Origin of the sequence: Thalassotalea castellviae, from assembly GCF_031846185.1 — a bacterium.
Classification (GTDB): Bacteria; Pseudomonadota; Gammaproteobacteria; order Enterobacterales; family Alteromonadaceae; genus Thalassotalea_H; species Thalassotalea_H castellviae.
Genome location: NZ_JAVRIF010000001.1, coordinates 645591 through 662597 on the forward strand (window position 1 = coordinate 645591; position 17007 = coordinate 662597).

Below are 17007 nucleotides of genomic sequence, written 5' to 3' on the forward strand. Positions count from 1 at the left end.
TTTGCCACCGGTGGCAAATTTAAGTAGGATATACAAATCGCAAAGGCAATATAGGTTTAATCATGCAGACGCTAAATAGAAAAAATTTTAATAAAAACAGTTACCCAACCAAAATTATGCAATTTGGCGAAGGAAATTTTTTACGGGCTTTTGTTGATTGGCAAATAGACAAGTTAAATGAAACAAGTGACTTAAATGCAGGCATCGCAATTATCAGACCGATTGATTACGATGCTCTGCCTTTATTAAATGAACAAGATGGTTTATATACCACAGTTATACGCGGTATTAATGAATCCGGAGATGCTGTAGCAGAGCAACGTATTATTAGCTCGGTAAATAAAGAAATCCCGGTTTATAAAGAATTTGGTGAATTTTTAGCATTAGCCGAAAACCCAGACTTAAAAATTATTTTTTCTAATACCACTGAAGCGGGTATTGAATATATTGATACCGATAAATTAACAGATGCCCCTGCTCAATCATTTCCTGCAAAATTAACGCAATGGCTACATCATCGTTATAACACTTTTAAAGGTACAAGTGACGCTGGTGTGGTTATTATTCCGTGTGAATTAATTGACTATAATGGTGAAAAATTAAAGGAAATTGTTTTTCAATACTGTCACCTTTGGCAACTAGAAAGCGAATTTATCGAATGGTTAGAAAAAAGTAATCATTTTTGCTCAAGCTTAGTCGACAGAATTGTTACCGGCTTTCCACGCGATGAACATGCTCAGCTTCAAGAAGAGTTTGGTTACCTAGATAAATTTATGGTAACAGCTGAATATTTCCATTTATTTGTTATTCAAGGGCCCGATTTTTTAGCTGATTTATTGTGCTTAAAAAATTCAGATCTCAACATTAAAATAGTCGATGACATTTCGCCCTTTAAGCAACGCAAAGTCGCTATTCTAAATGGCGCCCATACAGCACTTGTACCACTTGCTTATATGGCAAATATTAATACTGTAGGCGATGCGTTAAATTCGCCGTTATTTGAACGTTATTTAAAAGCCCTTATTTTTAATGAAATTATTCCAACTTTAGATTTACCTAAAGATGAATTGGAGTCATTTGCCAGCGATGTACTAAATCGCTTTAGAAACCCTTATATCTGTCATTTATTAATGTCTATATCTTTAAACAGCATGACGAAGTTTAAAACACGTTTATTACCTCAATTATTAAAATTTGTTGAAATTAAACACGCTATTCCTACACAATTTACACTAGCCTTTGCTGGTCAAATTTTATTTTATCGTGGCAATCGAAATGGTGAATTTATTGACTTGTCTGACAGTCAACAATGGCTTGATATTTTTAACCAGCTTTGGAGTAAGTACGACACTGGTGCCATCAATTTACACACCTTAGTAAATGAAGTGTTATCTGCACAATGGCACTGGGGAACAGATCTTAACCAAATTAGCGGCTTCACGAAGGCTGTTTGTGATTATTTAACCGCCATGTTAGCCGATGGCGTTGAAAAAACTGTAGCAAGTACCCTGTAGGTTATGACAATGAAAGAACTTATTAAATTACATCATAGCGATACTGTTGCTATCGCATTACAAGATTTGACTAGCGGTCAAACTATTAAAGTAGATGAAATCAGCTTAACCCTAAAAGAAAATATAGCTAAGGGACATAAAGTTGCGCTTGTAGATTTAAATAAAGATGATCAAGTGATAAAATATGGCGCCCCCATTGGTTATGCTTTATCTGATGTTTCACATGGGGCATGGGTTCATACACAAAATATTAAAACCAATTTGCATGATGAATTAAGCTATCAATATAAGCCTGACTTTCTGCCACCCACTACCGCTGTTGATTCACCGCCGGTAAATATTTATCGCCGTGCTAATGGTGAAGTTGCAATACGAAATGAAATTTGGCTGATCCCTACTGTTGGTTGTGTTAATGGAATGATCAACCAAATGAAAAAAGAATTCTTGGCGCAGCATCCCAATTTAGAAATTGATGGTATCCATACTTTTCCTCATCAATTTGGTTGCTCACAACTAGGTGACGACTTAGAAACCACTCGTATCCTATTACAAAATATGGTGTTACACCCAAACGCTGGTGGTGCATTAGTTGTTGGCCTAGGCTGCGAAAATAATCAGCTTTCGGTTTTTAAAGAAAGTTTAGGCGATTTCGACGACAAACGGGTGAAGTTTTTAATAACACAGCAATCTGATGATGAAGTAGAAGACGGTGTTGCTCTTTTAGAAGAAATCTACCGCGAAGTTAAAAATGATAAACGAGAATCAGGAAGCTTATCAGAAGTTAAATTTGGCCTAGAATGTGGAGGAAGTGATGGGCTTTCAGGCATAACGGCTAATCCACTTTTAGGCTATTTTTCTGATTATTTAATTGCACAAGGTGGCACAACGGTACTCACTGAAGTACCAGAAATGTTTGGCGCAGAAACCATCCTGATGTCGCGATGTAAAGACAAAGCAACCTTTTATGACTTGGTTGATATGGTCAATAATTTTAAACGTTATTATACTGATCATAACCAACCTATTTATGAAAATCCGTCACCCGGTAACAAAGACGGTGGCATTACCACGTTAGAAGACAAATCACTCGGCTGTACTCAAAAAGCAGGCAGCAGCCAAGTACAAGCGGTTTTAAAATATGGTCAGCGACTTTCTATCCCAGGGCTCAACCTACTTGAAGCCCCTGGCAATGATCCTATTGCTACAAGCGCATTGGCATCAACGGGTTGTCATATTGTGTTATTTACGACCGGTCGTGGTACACCTTATGGCGGTTTTGTCCCGACGCTCAAGATAGCGACGAATAGTGAACTTGCTAATAAAAAGAAAAGATGGATAGATTTTAATGCTGGTGTACTGGCGGAAAATAAAACCATGGAAGAAGTACACGGAGATTTCATTAATTTACTTGTTGATGTTGTAAATGGAAAGCAGGCATGGAATGAAGTGAATGATATTCGTGAAGTGGCTATTTGGAAAAAGGGAGTGACGCTTTAATGGCTAAAAAGAAGTTAGCGATTATCGGCGAATGTATGATCGAATTATCGGGTCAGCCTTTTTCCCCTATGATGCAAAACTATGGCGGCGATACCATCAATACCGCCATATATACAAGCATGCTTTGTAATGACACGATTGATACGCATTATGTGACAAGTATGGGAACAGACCCACTCAGTGAAGCTATTATTAACAAATGGCAAGCACATGGCGTAAATACTGATTTTGTTTTAGCCAACGCTGATAAGCAAGCGGGTTTGTATATGATCCAAAATGACGCTAATGGTGAACGTACTTTTCAATATTGGCGTAATGACTCCGCCGCTAAGTATCTTATAAAACATGAAAAGTTTATTGGTGTACTCAAATCTCTCAATCAATTCGACGCGGTATATTTATCGGGTATTTCACTGGCTATTTTGTCTGAAGAAGATTGTAATTTATTGCTGAGTTATTTAGCAAAGTTAAAAGCTAATGGTGTTAAATTTATTTATGACAGTAATTATCGTCCGAGTTTATGGACAAGCAAAGTGCATTGCGAAACAGTTAACAATAAAGCTTATAACTTAGCAGATTTAGCCTTAGTCACTTTCGACGATGAAGCATTATTATGGCAAGACTCATCCATTGAAGAAAGCCGAGATAGGTTACATAAACTTGGCGTAACAACGTTAGTGATAAAAGATGGTGCAAATGGCTGTCAATATAGTGAGCTAAATCACAATAACGAGATAATTGTTTTTAAATATTCAACAGTGGCGGCAGATAAGGTAGTAGACACTACGGCGGCTGGAGATTCATTTAATGCTGGTTTTTTATCACAATGGTTACAAGGAAACTCCATCGAACAAAGTGCTCAGTGTGGCAATGCTCTTGCTAGACAGGTGATCCAGCAAAAAGGCGCTATTGTGCCAATTGATAAAGCTTTAATAGAGTCATCTATGAAAGGATGACGTTAGTTTAATTTTCTAACTTAATTTTTCATTTTGATTAAATTTATTTTAACTAAGCAGGTTTCACGCTCATGATTAACGTTAATAAAACATTTTTAAATCGCCTGATAATCATGAGCGTTTTTTTTATTCCTTTTTTTGCCTTAACAAGCACACTCGCCAGTACGTCGCCTAAAAGTCACGGACCAAGTAAATTATTGTATGTTGATAAAAACAATACCGAAGCGTTTCAAACCATACAGTCGGCTATTAATAAGAGCAATGAATATAAATCAGTAATCATACTTATCTCTCCAGGTCATTATAATGAAAAGCTATTTATCAGCAGGAATAACCTAAGTTTGATAGGCAGCTCGGCAAAAAACACTACCATAGCATTTGCCGAACTACGCAGTAACTGGCGAGAGAATCATCAGAATGATTGGGGAGCAGCAGTTATTAATATTGCAGGTAGTGATATTAATATTGCTAATTTAACGGTTATTAATGATTACGGCCGAAAAAATAATACCTCAGAGCACCAATTTGCTATCAGAGGTTTTGAAAATGCTTCGCGAATCACATTACATCGATGCCATATTATTGCTGATGGTGCAGATACCGTTAGCTTATGGAATAAAAAAACGGGCATGTACTATCATTCATATTGTACTTTTGAAGGTTATACTGACATGGTTTGTCCCCGCGGTAGCGCTTTAATTGAAAATTCTACTTTTATTAATCATAAGCAGTCGGCTACTCTATGGCATGATGGCGAGCTAGATCCGAATCAAAAGTTAGTAGTAAGAAATAGTCACTTCAAAGGAACGCAAGGTTATTTATTGGCAAGACATCATTATGATGCGCAGTTTTATCTCATTGATAATCACTTTTCTAATACAATGGCAGACACACCAATATTTAAAAAAACCTATCAAGACATTTCAAGAAATAGAGCAAATAAATTTGGCAATCGATACTTTTTTTATAATAACCAATCAGAAAACAACTACTCTTGGCTAAATAATAACTTTGTGCCAGATGAAAAATATTTAGCAAACAAGTCATTTGAGCAATGGGTATTTGATGATAAATGGTCACCGAAACAGGCTTTAGAAAATATAGAAAGAATCGTTGCTAAAACCACATTTACATTTGACCATTTTTCATATTGATATGATCAATATACTCTTCAACAAGGTGCTTTTCTTATGAAAAACCATACGGTGTTAATATCGATATTCTCCTTACTATACTTTTTAGTTTCTCCATTAGTTTGTGCTGAAAGTCCTATTAAAAAAAATTTAGCATTCCCTAGCGCTCAAGGCTTTGGTCAATATGCTCAGGGGGGGAAAGCTGGTAGTGTTTATATTGTAAATACCTTAGCCGATAATCCTGAAAATCCGATAAAAGGGAGTTTACGGCATGCCCTCAAAAGAAAATATGCAAGAACTATCGTATTTTCGGTATCTGGCGTTATCCACCTAAAAGCACCTATCATTATCAAAAGTGGTTATTTAACGATTGCTGGACAGAGCTCTCCGGGTGGAATCACAATTGCTGGCGCTCCCATTAAAGTATCAAATACTGAACATGTCATTATTCGTTATATGCGTTTTAGACTTGGAACTTTTAAGCTTGCTGAAGATTCTTTATCAATAAGAAACAGTTCAGATATTATCGTCGATCACTGCTCTTTTAGTTGGGCTGTAGATGAAGTAGCCAGTTTTTATAATAATACCCGCTTTACCCTACAACACTCCATTATTGCCTACAGTTTAAATGATTCTATTCACCCAAAAGGTAAACATGGCTACGGTGGTATTTGGGGGGGTAATCAAGCAAGCTTTATCTATAATGTTATCGCCAATCATAACAGCAGAACGCCTCGCATTAATGGACATCGATTAAAGCCCCCCTACCCTCAAGAATTTGAATTTGTTGAAATTGCCAATAACGTTATCTTTAATTGGGGTTCAAACAATATTTACGGTAGTGAAAATGGCCGCTTTAATTTAATTAATAATTACTATAAACCAGGTAAAAACAGTAAAGCAGAACAATTTATCGATATTTGGTTTTCTCCTAATTTAACTATCCAGCAAGCCTTTATCCACGGAAATTTTTATCAGGGAAATTCAGCATTCAGTGAGAAAAATCGATTGGGTGTAAAATACCGAACCGCGAAAAAATCTAATAAACAAAATATTCCAAAAGGTAGTCCCTTACTCAGTTCAAAAGCATTATTTCCAGCGGAAGAACCAAATTATATTCACCATTTTAGAAGTGCAAAACAAGCTTTTGAAACGTTAATAGTTAATCGTGATGTCGGCGCAAATAGAAACGCAAATGGCGAATTCATTGATAATGTCGATCAATTAATACTTCAGCAAATATCCGATGAGAAGCAGGTGAAGCAAGCAGAGCTTATTGATCATGAATTTGAAATGATTATAAGCTGGGATGATTATCAAAAACAGTTCACTCACTTTGCTGAAATTATTGATAAAAACCAAGATGGGATTAGCGATGTATGGGCAAATAATAACCCTAACATTAGAAGTAATATTAATAATTACCTTGCATCTCTTATCAAAATTAATCATTAGCTAAAGAAATTGGTTAAAGTTAAATTTTAATTCTATGATTTAAAAATACTATCTAAAATTAAAGTTGTTTGTATTATCTTGATAAGTTTGAAAATTAGATTTATTCTCTATTCAATAATTACTCTTGTATTAATGGCATTTTCTTTTAATGCTCGAGCTTGTAATTTAGTAGAAGCTGAAAATAAATACATTTTAATGTTTCCCCCAAAATTCGATTCGCTATCTCCCAAACATGATTATATTTTTCAGTTATTACAACTTATCTTAAAGAAGTCCAAACCAAAATACGGGCTCTGTGAAGTTCAACTTCTCGATCAAAGGCTACCGCTCAAAAGAATGGAGAAATACCTAAAGAACAAGCATTTAATTGATGTTGTAGCCCTTACAGTAAACAAGCAAAGAGACAAAAAATTTTTACCTATCACTATTCCTATTTCTAAAGGTTTAATGGGGTATCGTCTGTTTATGATAAGGAAAGGCGACACTGAAAAGTTTGCAAATATTAGTGATTTATCAGGTTTAAGTACGTTTCTTGCCGGGCAAGGAATTGGCTGGGCAGATGTTGAGATCTTAGAGCATAATAAATTACCTGTAGTAACGGGAGGAAGTGTAAAAACACTCATAGATATGCTGGCATACAATCGCTTTGACTATTTCCCTAGAGGTGCACTACAAATGATGGCGGAACTAAATAATTATAAAGATAAAGCTGTTCAACTAGAAACAACTTTAGCATTAGCATACCCTAGTATGACTGCATTATATGTTCATAAAAGCAATAAACACTTAGCAGAAAGGTTAGAGTTTGGTTTAAAAAAAGCAATTGAAGATGGAAGTTTCGACAAGTTTTTCTACTCTCATCCATCTTCTGTAAAAGCTCTCGAATTCATTAATTTTGAACAACGTCAAATAATTCAAATTTGTAATCCTATATTACCCACATGGGTGCCAATAGAAAAAAAACAGTATTGGCTTCATCCTTGGCCAGATAATATTCGAAAAAACAAGTGCTAACACTTATACATTAAATAGTCATATTCTAAATTTTCTCTGGCGGTATGAGCCTCATACCGCCAGAGAAAATATTTTTAAATTTATACTCTAGGGCGGTCCCTCCTCATGTGAGATAGAAGCAAAAAATCACTTAAGCAACAAAGTAGTTGTTGAATAATTCAACTTTGACTAAAAATAAACTGTATGAATTTAGCAGCTCCCACCATGCTCTATGTGGTAGGGTATCATTACTGAGTCTGTTGCTCTTTCAATGAAAAGCTCTGCCGCTTTCACCCCTTTCTTCACATTATTTTGATGCACCGTTGTTATAGAAGGAGTAGAACGCAAAGCCTCATCAATACCATCAAAACCAACCACTCTTATATCTTCTGGTATTTGAAGGCCCATTGCATTAATTTCTTTTATTGCAGCTAAAGCAATAAGATCGCTCATACAAAGTAAAACATTCGGTCGAGGAATAGAAGTTAGCGCTTCTCTCGCCGCTATTAATGCAAAGTGATGCTTGTTTTCTGGGATATTCCACACTCGATCTGCTCTTAAATTCACATTTAATTCTTTTATTGCTTTGTTATAACCATTTAAACGTTGGTGAGAGATTGAGGATTGAGAATCTGAATTTGGTAAATCGTATACGCGACAAGTTAAACTTGAATCAAGAAGCCTTAAACCAAGAATAGCGATGTCATCACCTTTCGAGTGTATCCCTAGTTTAGCTATTTCATATGCAGCTTTTTCATTTTCAATGCCAACAGAGGCTTTGCGATCAATATCAAAATCAGCGGTAACAACTTTTTTAGCTGTGGTGCGTAATTGCTCAATAAGTTCTGAATTTCGTGGGCTACCATAACAAATAAAGCCATCAACAAAATCAGCAACAGAATTAATATTATCCGATATACCCGAAAACAATAATAAACTCACTTTATTTTTTTCGAGAACGGAGGAAACCCCCTTAACAAAATCACTGGCTACGGGATCTGTTATCATATATTCAACGCTGTCTGGCAATACCAATGCAACAATATTAAACTTGCCACTTCTTAAAGATTGCGCTGCTTTATTAGGGCCGGAATAACCCAGTTTTTGACATGATGCTAGAATCTCTTCTCGACGCTTCTTTGATAGTTGATCAGGTCGGTTAAAAGCATTTGAAACCGTTGCATTAGATACACCAATCTCATTCGCAATACTTTTAAGCGTCCACACTTTCTTATTCTTCATTTTTACCTTATTTCTAAAGTTAAACTATAAACTGATATCAATTTAACACTACTTTACACTTTGAATAACAGAATATTAATTTAACAGTGTATTTAAGCAAACAATACGCATGTCATTACTTTCTGTGATTCGTATTTTCGCGCTTCTGTTAGCTAAATCGACTACTAACGTTGCACTGTGTTCATCTTTTTCCCATTTCATTTCCAGAGCTGAAAAATCACTGTTAACAGTAAATTCACCATTGAAAGCATCACAGTTATTACGTAATTGAATAAGGCTAACCATTGCTTTAGTAAACGGTTTATTTAGCGCTTTATCAATAATTGTACTATCTAGATATGGGCGATTAATGTCCCGCCCAACATTTGTTTTTAACAATAGCTCCATCGCATTTTTTTCAGCTAATAAGCCAGCATAATATACCTGAGGTGTGCCAGGAGAGAAAAACTGAATGGCTCGGGCAACTAAATAATCAAAGTCATTTTGCCCTAGTGCATCATAGTAAGTACAATTTACCTGATATAAATCGACATTACTTGCAGCTGCACCGGTTGCTTTTTTGCTTTCACCCGCGCTATTTAGATGGATTTTTTCAACAAGATTATCAATTTCACTATTATCTAGTAATCCAGGCTTACCATTCATTGGCCCTACATCAATAATGCCAATACCATCGTGTGTATCTAAAACGGTAATACAATTTTTTGGCGAAATTTTTAGCCACCTAGTTAGTGCGGTAAAATCTCTACTAAAAATACTATGCAATACTAAAGGCGGTAAAGCAAAGTCATAAACTCGATCAACGCGCTTAGCTATTTCTATTTGAGTTTGGAAATAAGAATGAATCTCTACAAGGGTTTCAATTCCTAGATCATTAGCGGCTTTGCTTAGCTCATCGATAAATTCAAAGGTTTCATCAAGCATGAAACAGCTTGTTCCCGCTTTTTTAAATGCATAACCTGCGGCATCTAAGCGGATCATCTTAATGTTATTTTCAGAAAATTTTTTTAAAATACGAGTTAAATACTCTTTACCCATCTCTGATGTTATGTCTATATCTATTTGATTATCGGTAAATGTTGTCCAAAAATCTTCACTTTCATTATTAGGTAATGCAAAATTAGTGAAACAGCTACCTGGTCTTGGGCGATAAATTTTCTTTCGTTGCTGTTCACTTAACCCATTAGGGAAAATTTTATCTTTAGTTAAAAATAAATCCCAGTAAGGTGAGTTGTTACCGTTAGCTAAGACATCTTTAAATTCTTTAGACTTAGCTGACATGTGGTTAACGATAAGATCCGCCATTAACTCGTGCTCTTGTCCTAGCGCTTTAATATCATTCCAATTTCCTAGTCGACTATCAACTTGAGTATGATCTATCGGATCGAAGCCTGCATCACTGCCATCAATGGGGTAATAAAATGGCAATAAATGAATACCTGAAAACAAATCTGTAAGTTGATCATTTAAAATATTATTTAACGTTTGAGTGTCTGATCCGGTTAACCTATCTATGTAGGTAATTAGTTGAACATTGTTTTTCATAAGTTTGCCATTAAATTTTATGTTGATACTTAATCGATTAAGATATATCTTTATACACAATGTAACTTTAATCAAGATTAATTTTTATTTTTTAAGTTGTTAAGACGTAAGAAGAGAATACGAATTAAATAAGGTATTAAAAAATCGGACCAAATAATTAAATAGTATTAAAAATAGTCGCTATAAATACGACAAATTCTGAATTGCTTTGTAACTACTTTTGGTTTCATATAGTTGTTAAGAATATAGTCAGAGGAATAAAATAAATGAGCACAGCATCTAATACAGCGCCATTATCTTTTAAAGAAAAGGTGGGTTATGGCATGGGAGATATGGCATCGAACTTTTATATGGGATTCTTTGCTCTGTTCCTTCTTTATTATTATACCGATGTATACGGTATTTCTGCTGCGGCAGCAGCAACGATGCTGTTAGTGACAAAGGTCATTGATGCCATTAGTGATCCAGCTATGGGCTTACTTGCTGACCGAACAACCACTAAGTGGGGTAAATATCGCCCTTATTTACTTTGGATGGCTATTCCCTACGCGCTGCTCGGTTATCTTTTATTCTTAGGTCCTGAATTTGGTGATACAGGTAAGTTGATTTTTGCGTACGTATCATATTCTTTGGTAATGCTAGCTTATACTGCGATTAATGTTCCTTATTCAGGTTTAATGGCGGTTATTCACCCTGAATCAGGTGAGCGAACTAAGACGGCTCAATTCAGGTTTATTTTTGCTTCAATCGGCTCGCTAGTTGTTGGAGCTTCAGCCAAACCTTTAGTTGATTTTTTAGGTGGTGGTGACGAACTACTTGGTTTTCGTCTAACTATTATTTTATTTGCTGTGCTTTCAGTGGCTGTTTTTTGGTATACCTTTGCCGTAACAAAAGAAAGAGTCATGCCTAAGAAGCATGAGGCTAGTATTAAAGAAGACATGTCTTGCTTGTTAGAGAATAAGTCTTGGTTGATACTGGTATGCACAGGTGTTTTTGTGGTTGTTGGCTTGGTTTCTCGTTTTGCCTCAATAGCTTATTACACCAAATACTATATGGGTGACGATGGTGCAAATATTCTTTTATGGATGGATCAGACAACACTTATAATATCATGTGGGTTGTTGGGACAGTTATTTGGTGCGCTTATTACGCCAATGTTGGTAGCGCGTTTTGAAAAACATAAGTTAATGTTTGCCACTAATTTATTACATGCATTATTATTATTTTTCGGATTTACTATATCTCCAGATAATCTTGCACTTACCACTATTGTTCACACGTTAGGAATCATGACATTTGGTATTGCTATTACCTTGTTGTTTACCATGTATACAGATTGTGTGGAGTACGGAGAGTGGAAAACAGGGAATAATAGCGCAGGTTTAACGGTATCAGCCTCTATGTTTTCATTGAAGTTTGGCTCTGCCGTCGGGGGCGCGTTACCTGGTTTTATTCTTGCTGCATTTGGTTTTATTGCCAATGAAAATCAAACACCTGAGTCAATTGAAGGTATTCGCTATATGTTTAACATATTGCCAGCCATGTTCTTTTTTATTGGTGCAGTATTAATACGCTTCTATAAAATAGATCGCGCACAATTAACGCAAATCGAAAATGATTTAGCACAACGCCGCATTTAATTGAAGTGGTAAAAAACCATACATCTTAATTAGCATACTGGCGTGACTTCATTGATAGTCATGCCGTCTAATTGTTCATTGATTTTATTCTTTATTACATCCTCAATATTTCCTGTTGATAAAAATTGATAGTGATTAATTACAGTCAATTTCATCCCATCACTTCTTGGATACAAAAAAATTATCGATTAAGTGCAAATCACATATAACAGCAACAAAATAAAACAAACAAATACAATAAAACATGTTATTAAACATGGCCTTAAAATAATAACAGAAACTTATTATAAAATAACTTGCATAACCACCAGAATTGGGTCTATCATAAACTTAATCGATTAAGTTCGTAGTTAAAAAGAAACTTATCGGCAATATAACTGAATAAATTTGAAGCATATCAAATATACTTTACAAAGAACGGGGTGAGAACATGAAAAAAGCTACATACAAAAAATTAATACTAAGTACGTTAGCTATGGCTATATGCTCTAGCTTGAACGCAGCAGAAAAAAATAACGCAGAAGAAGTTGTAACTAAAGGGATTGACTTTGAAACAATCGTTGTAACCGGTTCAGTTGGTAAAGGCAAAACGGTTATGGCTTCAAGTGTTTCTGTCAGTAGCATGTCTGAAGACCAAATTGAAATTGCGACTCCTCGAAGCAGTGCTGAAGCATTTAGAAATATTCCTGGTGTTCGTGCTGAAGCATCAGGCGGTGACGGTAACGCTAACCTTGCTGTACGTGGTCTTCCAGTAGCTGCTGGTGGTGCTAAATTCATGCAAATCCAAGAAGATGGGTTACCAATTTTACAATTTGGTGATATCGCTTTTGGTAACACTGATATTTTCTTACGTATAGATTCTACAATGGCTTCTATTGATGCTATTCGTGGTGGCTCTGCATCAACGCTTGCTACAAACGCTCCAGGCGGCATAATCAACATCGTTAGTAAAACAGGCGAAAGTGAATCTGGTAGCGTAGCTACTACAATTGGTTTAGATTACGATTCAACCCGTACAGATTTTGAATTTGGTGGCGAGCTTAACGATTCTACCTATTTCCATATTGGTGGTTTCTATCGACAAGGTGAAGGCGTTCGAGAAACTGGTTTTACAGGTAACAAAGGTGGTCAAATTAAAGCTAACATCACTAAAGAGTTTGATGATGGTTACGTTAGACTTTATTTAAAACATTTAGATGATACCACTACAGCATATTTACCTATGCCTATTCATGCTGATGGCTCTTCAGTTAAAGGGTTTGATGCTTCTGCTGGCACTCCTCATACTCCATACCACACATCAATGCTTACAACTGATGGTGCTGGTAATGGACGTCTTTCTGACATGCGTAATGGCATGAGTCCTAAAGTTGACGCGCTTGGTTTTGAAGCAGTATTTGATTTAGGCAATGACTGGTCTGTTGAAAACAGAATGAGAATTTCTCGCACAGAAGGCAGCTTCACAAGCCCATTCCCTGAGAGTATTCAAGGAAGTCAAACTTTAGCTGATAGTTTAGCTGGTGCAGGTGCAACATTAACTTACGCAAATGGCCCTCAAGCAGGTAATGCTTATACTGCGGATAACCTAATGCGCGTTCATTCGTTTGACGTTGAGATGACTGACTTAGACTTTATGGTTAACGATTTCAAACTAACGAAAACAATAAATGATACTAGCTTTATCTTTGGTTTATATAACTCACATCAAAACATCCAACAATCTTGGTTGTGGAACTCTTACTTATATGAAGTAAAAGGTAACGATGCAGCACTTGTTGATGTAACTGCCGCTGACGGTACTGCATTTAGTGACAATGGCGTTATCGCATATGGTGTTCCTGCATGGGGTAACTGTTGTACACGTAATTACGACTTAGCATACACAATTCAAGCCCCATACGCAGCGTTCAGTACAAGTTTTGATAACATAAATATCGACGGTAGTGTTCGTTATGACAGTGGAACTGCCACAGGTTCTTATGCAGGTGCAGCTCAATCTACAGTTGACATGAATGGTGACGGTGTAATTCATCAAATAGAACAAAGTGTTTCAAATGTAAACAACGCAGCTGCAAACAATGTTAATTACGATTGGGGCTACATATCATATTCTTTAGGCGCTAACCTTCAAATTAATGACGATTTGGCAACATTTGCTCGTTTAAGCCACGGTGCTACAGCTAATGCAGATCGCTTAGCATTTGGTAAAATTGATTCCGCAGGTGTTGCAAAAGATGAAGACATCTATGATGAAGTTGATCAGTTAGAGCTTGGTGTTAAATTCCGTCAAGATGAATTATCAATATTTGCTACTGCGTTCTTTGCAGAAACACAAGAGCAGAACTTTGAAGCAACGAGCCAGAAATTCTTTGACCGTGAATATGAGTCAAAAGGTATTGAAGTTGAATCTACATACTACATTGGTGACTTTGATGTACGTGCTAACTTAACGTGGACTGATTCTGAAATAGTTAAAGATGCCATTAACCCAACCGTTGTTGGTAATACGCCTAGACGACAAGCAGATCTTGTTTACTCTATCACTGGTCGTTATAACTTAGATGAAGGTTCAGTTGGAGCTAACATTATTGGAACAACTGATTCTTATGCTCAAGATGGCATCGACCAAAATGCTCCAGATGCACTTAAATTAGATGGTTATGTACAAGTTAATGCTTTTGCTCAATACCTTCTTTCAGAATCATTTAGTGTTTCTTTGAACATTAATAATTTATTTGACACTGTTGGTATTACAGAAGCTGAAGAAGCTTTCGCTACATCAGCTAAGTCTATTATACGAGGAAGATCAATCCAAGGTCGTTCAACTACTCTTTCGCTTAAATACGAATTTTAATTCGTTGAGTGTTTTGGTTTAAAAAATAATACTAAAAGTAACATCAAGCCCATATTTTATGGGCTTTTTTATAAGGTGAAATTATGCTTTCTCTACTCAGTTATGGCGAAGTATTGGTAGATTTTCTACCCTCTTCATTCGATAACCCATGTTACATGCCATTAGCTGGCGGCGCACCAGCAAATGTCGCTGTAGCCTTTGCAAAGCTTGGTGGTACAAGTTACTTTGCAGGCGGCATTAGCGAAGATAATTTTGGCAATATGCTAGTGCAACAACTAGAACATGAAGGTGTTAATACTGCTTTCGTAAAAAGAATACCAAATGCAAATACAGCATTAGTACTCGTCAGTTTAGACAATTCAGGTGAAAGAACCTTTAATTTCTATCGCCATAATACTGCTGACATGAAATATAAAAAAGCACACATTAATCATATAAAGTGGCAAAACTTAGGCATTTTTCACTATTGTTCAAACACATTAACTAACGAATCAATGTACAACAACACGCTTTACGCAATAGAACATGCGAAAGCCAACAATATAGTAATCAGTTTTGATGTTAACCTTCGCCAGCAACTTTGGCATGAATTAACGTTATTACCTGAACGAGTTGAAGCATGTATTAAGAAAAGCGACATCATAAAATTAAGTAGAGATGAAGCTGAATATCTAGCTAAAATTAGACAAGTAACTATCGAAAGTTATATAGGCTATTTATTGTCACTAAGCGCTCAACTAGTCGTTATTACTGATGGGGAAAATGCTGTACAAGTAACTTGCACTCATTTTTCGGTAACTATTGATGTGCCTAAAGTATCTCCGATAGATACCACTGGCGCAGGTGATAGCTTTATTTCAGGGTTTCTATTTTCACTCGCTCAATCAGTTAAAAGTAATGAAGACATAAAAACAGTACATGAAGCTATTGAGCAACTTGAGCATGTTACTGCCGCTGTGTTATTTGGCTCGAAATGTGGTGCATTTACCTGTCAGAAAAAAGGCGCCTTCACAGCATTACCACACCTAACTGATATCTAATACTCGATATAACTTACTCATATTTATATACCTAGGATCGACATGCAATCTAGAGAAAAGCTTAATAGCTGGCAGCAATTAACAAAACATGCACAACTAATGAAAAACCAACATATCAAGGACTTATTCGCTAAAGATAGCGAGCGATTTAGTAAATTTTCAATCAAACTGCCCTCTATACTCTTAGATTATTCTAAAAATGTAACGGTCAACTTATTTTAGAGACTTGTTTAGGCACTTTTTAGTATTTTCATTTCATATTCTGCTGGTGAAATACTTCCAAGCTTATAGTGTCGTCTTTTCTGATTATAAAACGGTTCAATGTAATCAATAATATCCGCCATTGCTTCTCGTCTTGTTTGATAACGACGATAATTTACTCGCTCTGATTTTAAGCTACGGAAAAATCGTTCAGTAACGGCATTATCTAAACAATTACCACGGCGACTCATACTAGAAATTAATCCATGTTCTTTAAGTGAACATTGAAATGCTTCACATGTATATTGAACACCTTGATCGCTATGGAAGATAACATCATTATTAGGCTGTCGTTTGTTTACTGCTAATCGCAACGCTCTCGTAGTAAGTTCGCTATTTGGTTTGTCAGAGAACGCCCAACTGATCACTTTGCGTGAGCATAAGTCCATGATGACTGCTAAATATAACCAACCTTGTTGTGTTAGAATGTAGGTTATATTACCTGACCATAAGGTATTTAATTGCTCCGGGTTAAATTGTCGATTTAAATAATTCGGCGCAATGACTGATGCTTTTCCACCTGATGGGTAACGATTTTGTTTCGGTCGTTTAGCCACAAGTTTTAAGCGTTTCATCGATGTTCTTACTTTATGAATACCTAAGTTGAACCCCATAGCTTGTAGCTCTGTTAGCATTCTACGTTTGCCATAGGTGGCATCCATATCAACGTGAACTTGCTTCATAGCCGCCTCAAGCTTTATTTTTTCAGCATTAATGACGCTAAGTTTAGTACGGTAGTAAAACGTACTAGGTCCGATGGATAAACATCGACAAATTTGTTGAACATTACTCCCAGCCTTTTTCAGTTTTACAGCTATTTGTTGCCGTTGCTCATTTCCATTGCGAAAAAGGCCGATGCTTTTTTTAATAGCTGATT

At 36.0% G+C, this 17007-nt stretch carries 13 protein-coding genes; 9 read left to right on the forward strand and 4 right to left on the reverse strand.

Features of this window, described 5'->3' with window-relative positions:
* The first annotated feature begins 62 nt into the window (after positions 1-62).
* From RM573_RS02820 to RM573_RS02845, 6 genes are all read left to right on the forward strand, one after another.
* Entirely contained in the window at positions 63-1514 is a 1452-nt protein-coding gene (locus RM573_RS02820; RefSeq protein ID WP_311576905.1) for a tagaturonate reductase, read from the forward strand.
* Positions 1515-1523: 9 nt separating this feature from the next.
* Positions 1524-3011, forward strand: coding sequence for a UxaA family hydrolase (locus tag RM573_RS02825; protein WP_311576908.1), 1488 nt, complete (start codon positions 1524-1526; stop codon positions 3009-3011).
* On the forward strand, positions 3011-3967 hold the full coding sequence (locus tag RM573_RS02830; RefSeq protein WP_311576911.1) for a sugar kinase: 957 nt from the start codon (positions 3011-3013) through the stop codon (positions 3965-3967). The genes RM573_RS02825 and RM573_RS02830 overlap by 1 nt, the downstream gene beginning before the upstream one ends.
* 113 nt (positions 3968-4080) lie before the next feature.
* Positions 4081-5121, forward strand: a complete 1041-nt coding sequence (locus RM573_RS02835; protein ID WP_311576914.1) for a pectinesterase family protein — start codon at positions 4081-4083, stop codon at positions 5119-5121.
* A 36-nt stretch (positions 5122-5157) separates the two neighbouring features.
* Positions 5158-6555, forward strand: a complete 1398-nt coding sequence (locus RM573_RS02840) for a pectate lyase family protein (protein WP_311576917.1) — start codon at positions 5158-5160, stop codon at positions 6553-6555.
* A gap of 132 nt (positions 6556-6687) precedes the next feature.
* Positions 6688-7569, forward strand: coding sequence for a hypothetical protein (locus RM573_RS02845; protein ID WP_311576920.1), 882 nt, complete (start codon positions 6688-6690; stop codon positions 7567-7569).
* Positions 7570-7758: 189 nt separating this feature from the next.
* Here the strand turns inward: RM573_RS02845 and RM573_RS02850 are convergent, their stop codons facing one another.
* Both RM573_RS02850 and gtfA read right to left on the reverse strand, forming a co-directional pair.
* Positions 7759-8790, reverse strand: coding sequence for a LacI family DNA-binding transcriptional regulator (locus RM573_RS02850; RefSeq protein WP_311576923.1), 1032 nt, complete (start codon positions 8788-8790; stop codon positions 7759-7761).
* 75 nt (positions 8791-8865) lie between these two features.
* Positions 8866-10335: a sucrose phosphorylase gene (gene gtfA / locus RM573_RS02855; RefSeq protein ID WP_311576926.1), complete on the reverse strand. Its 1470-nt coding sequence runs from the start codon at positions 10333-10335 to the stop codon at positions 8866-8868.
* 266 nt (positions 10336-10601) lie between these two features.
* Between gtfA and RM573_RS02860 the strand changes: the two genes are divergently transcribed.
* Positions 10602-11975, forward strand: a complete 1374-nt coding sequence (locus tag RM573_RS02860) for an MFS transporter (RefSeq protein ID WP_311576930.1) — start codon at positions 10602-10604, stop codon at positions 11973-11975.
* A gap of 29 nt (positions 11976-12004) precedes the next feature.
* On the opposite strand, the gene RM573_RS02865 is transcribed toward RM573_RS02860, so the two are convergent.
* A complete protein-coding gene (locus RM573_RS02865) occupies positions 12005-12130 on the reverse strand; it encodes a hypothetical protein (RefSeq protein ID WP_311576934.1) in 126 nt (41 codons plus the stop codon).
* Positions 12131-12405: 275 nt separating this feature from the next.
* On the opposite strand from RM573_RS02865, the gene RM573_RS02870 reads away from it, so the two are divergent.
* Positions 12406-14829, forward strand: coding sequence for a TonB-dependent receptor domain-containing protein (locus RM573_RS02870; protein ID WP_311576937.1), 2424 nt, complete (start codon positions 12406-12408; stop codon positions 14827-14829).
* A gap of 83 nt (positions 14830-14912) precedes the next feature.
* On the forward strand, positions 14913-15869 hold the full coding sequence (locus RM573_RS02875; protein ID WP_311576940.1) for a carbohydrate kinase family protein: 957 nt from the start codon (positions 14913-14915) through the stop codon (positions 15867-15869).
* A gap of 230 nt (positions 15870-16099) precedes the next feature.
* Here RM573_RS02875 and RM573_RS02880 read toward each other — a convergent pair whose 3' ends face one another.
* Positions 16100-16999: an IS3 family transposase gene (locus RM573_RS02880; protein ID WP_311577437.1), complete on the reverse strand. Its 900-nt coding sequence runs from the start codon at positions 16997-16999 to the stop codon at positions 16100-16102.
* Between the last annotated feature and the right edge of the window lie 8 nt (positions 17000-17007).

Coding starts and splice junctions, on each gene's coding strand:
- RM573_RS02830 (WP_311576911.1), top strand. CDS start 3,011: ATGGCTAAAAAGAAGTTAGCGATTATCGGCGAATGTATGATCGAATTA.
- RM573_RS02870 (WP_311576937.1), top strand. CDS start 12,406: ATGAAAAAAGCTACATACAAAAAATTAATACTAAGTACGTTAGCTATG.
- gtfA (WP_311576926.1), bottom strand. CDS start 10,335: ATGAAAAACAATGTTCAACTAATTACCTACATAGATAGGTTAACCGGA.
- RM573_RS02860 (WP_311576930.1), top strand. CDS start 10,602: ATGAGCACAGCATCTAATACAGCGCCATTATCTTTTAAAGAAAAGGTG.
- RM573_RS02850 (WP_311576923.1), bottom strand. CDS start 8,790: ATGAAGAATAAGAAAGTGTGGACGCTTAAAAGTATTGCGAATGAGATT.
- RM573_RS02875 (WP_311576940.1), top strand. CDS start 14,913: ATGCTTTCTCTACTCAGTTATGGCGAAGTATTGGTAGATTTTCTACCC.
- RM573_RS02820 (WP_311576905.1), top strand. CDS start 63: ATGCAGACGCTAAATAGAAAAAATTTTAATAAAAACAGTTACCCAACC.
- RM573_RS02845 (WP_311576920.1), top strand. CDS start 6,688: ATGGCATTTTCTTTTAATGCTCGAGCTTGTAATTTAGTAGAAGCTGAA.
- RM573_RS02840 (WP_311576917.1), top strand. CDS start 5,158: ATGAAAAACCATACGGTGTTAATATCGATATTCTCCTTACTATACTTT.
- RM573_RS02825 (WP_311576908.1), top strand. CDS start 1,524: ATGAAAGAACTTATTAAATTACATCATAGCGATACTGTTGCTATCGCA.
- RM573_RS02865 (WP_311576934.1), bottom strand. CDS start 12,130: ATGAAATTGACTGTAATTAATCACTATCAATTTTTATCAACAGGAAAT.
- RM573_RS02835 (WP_311576914.1), top strand. CDS start 4,081: ATGAGCGTTTTTTTTATTCCTTTTTTTGCCTTAACAAGCACACTCGCC.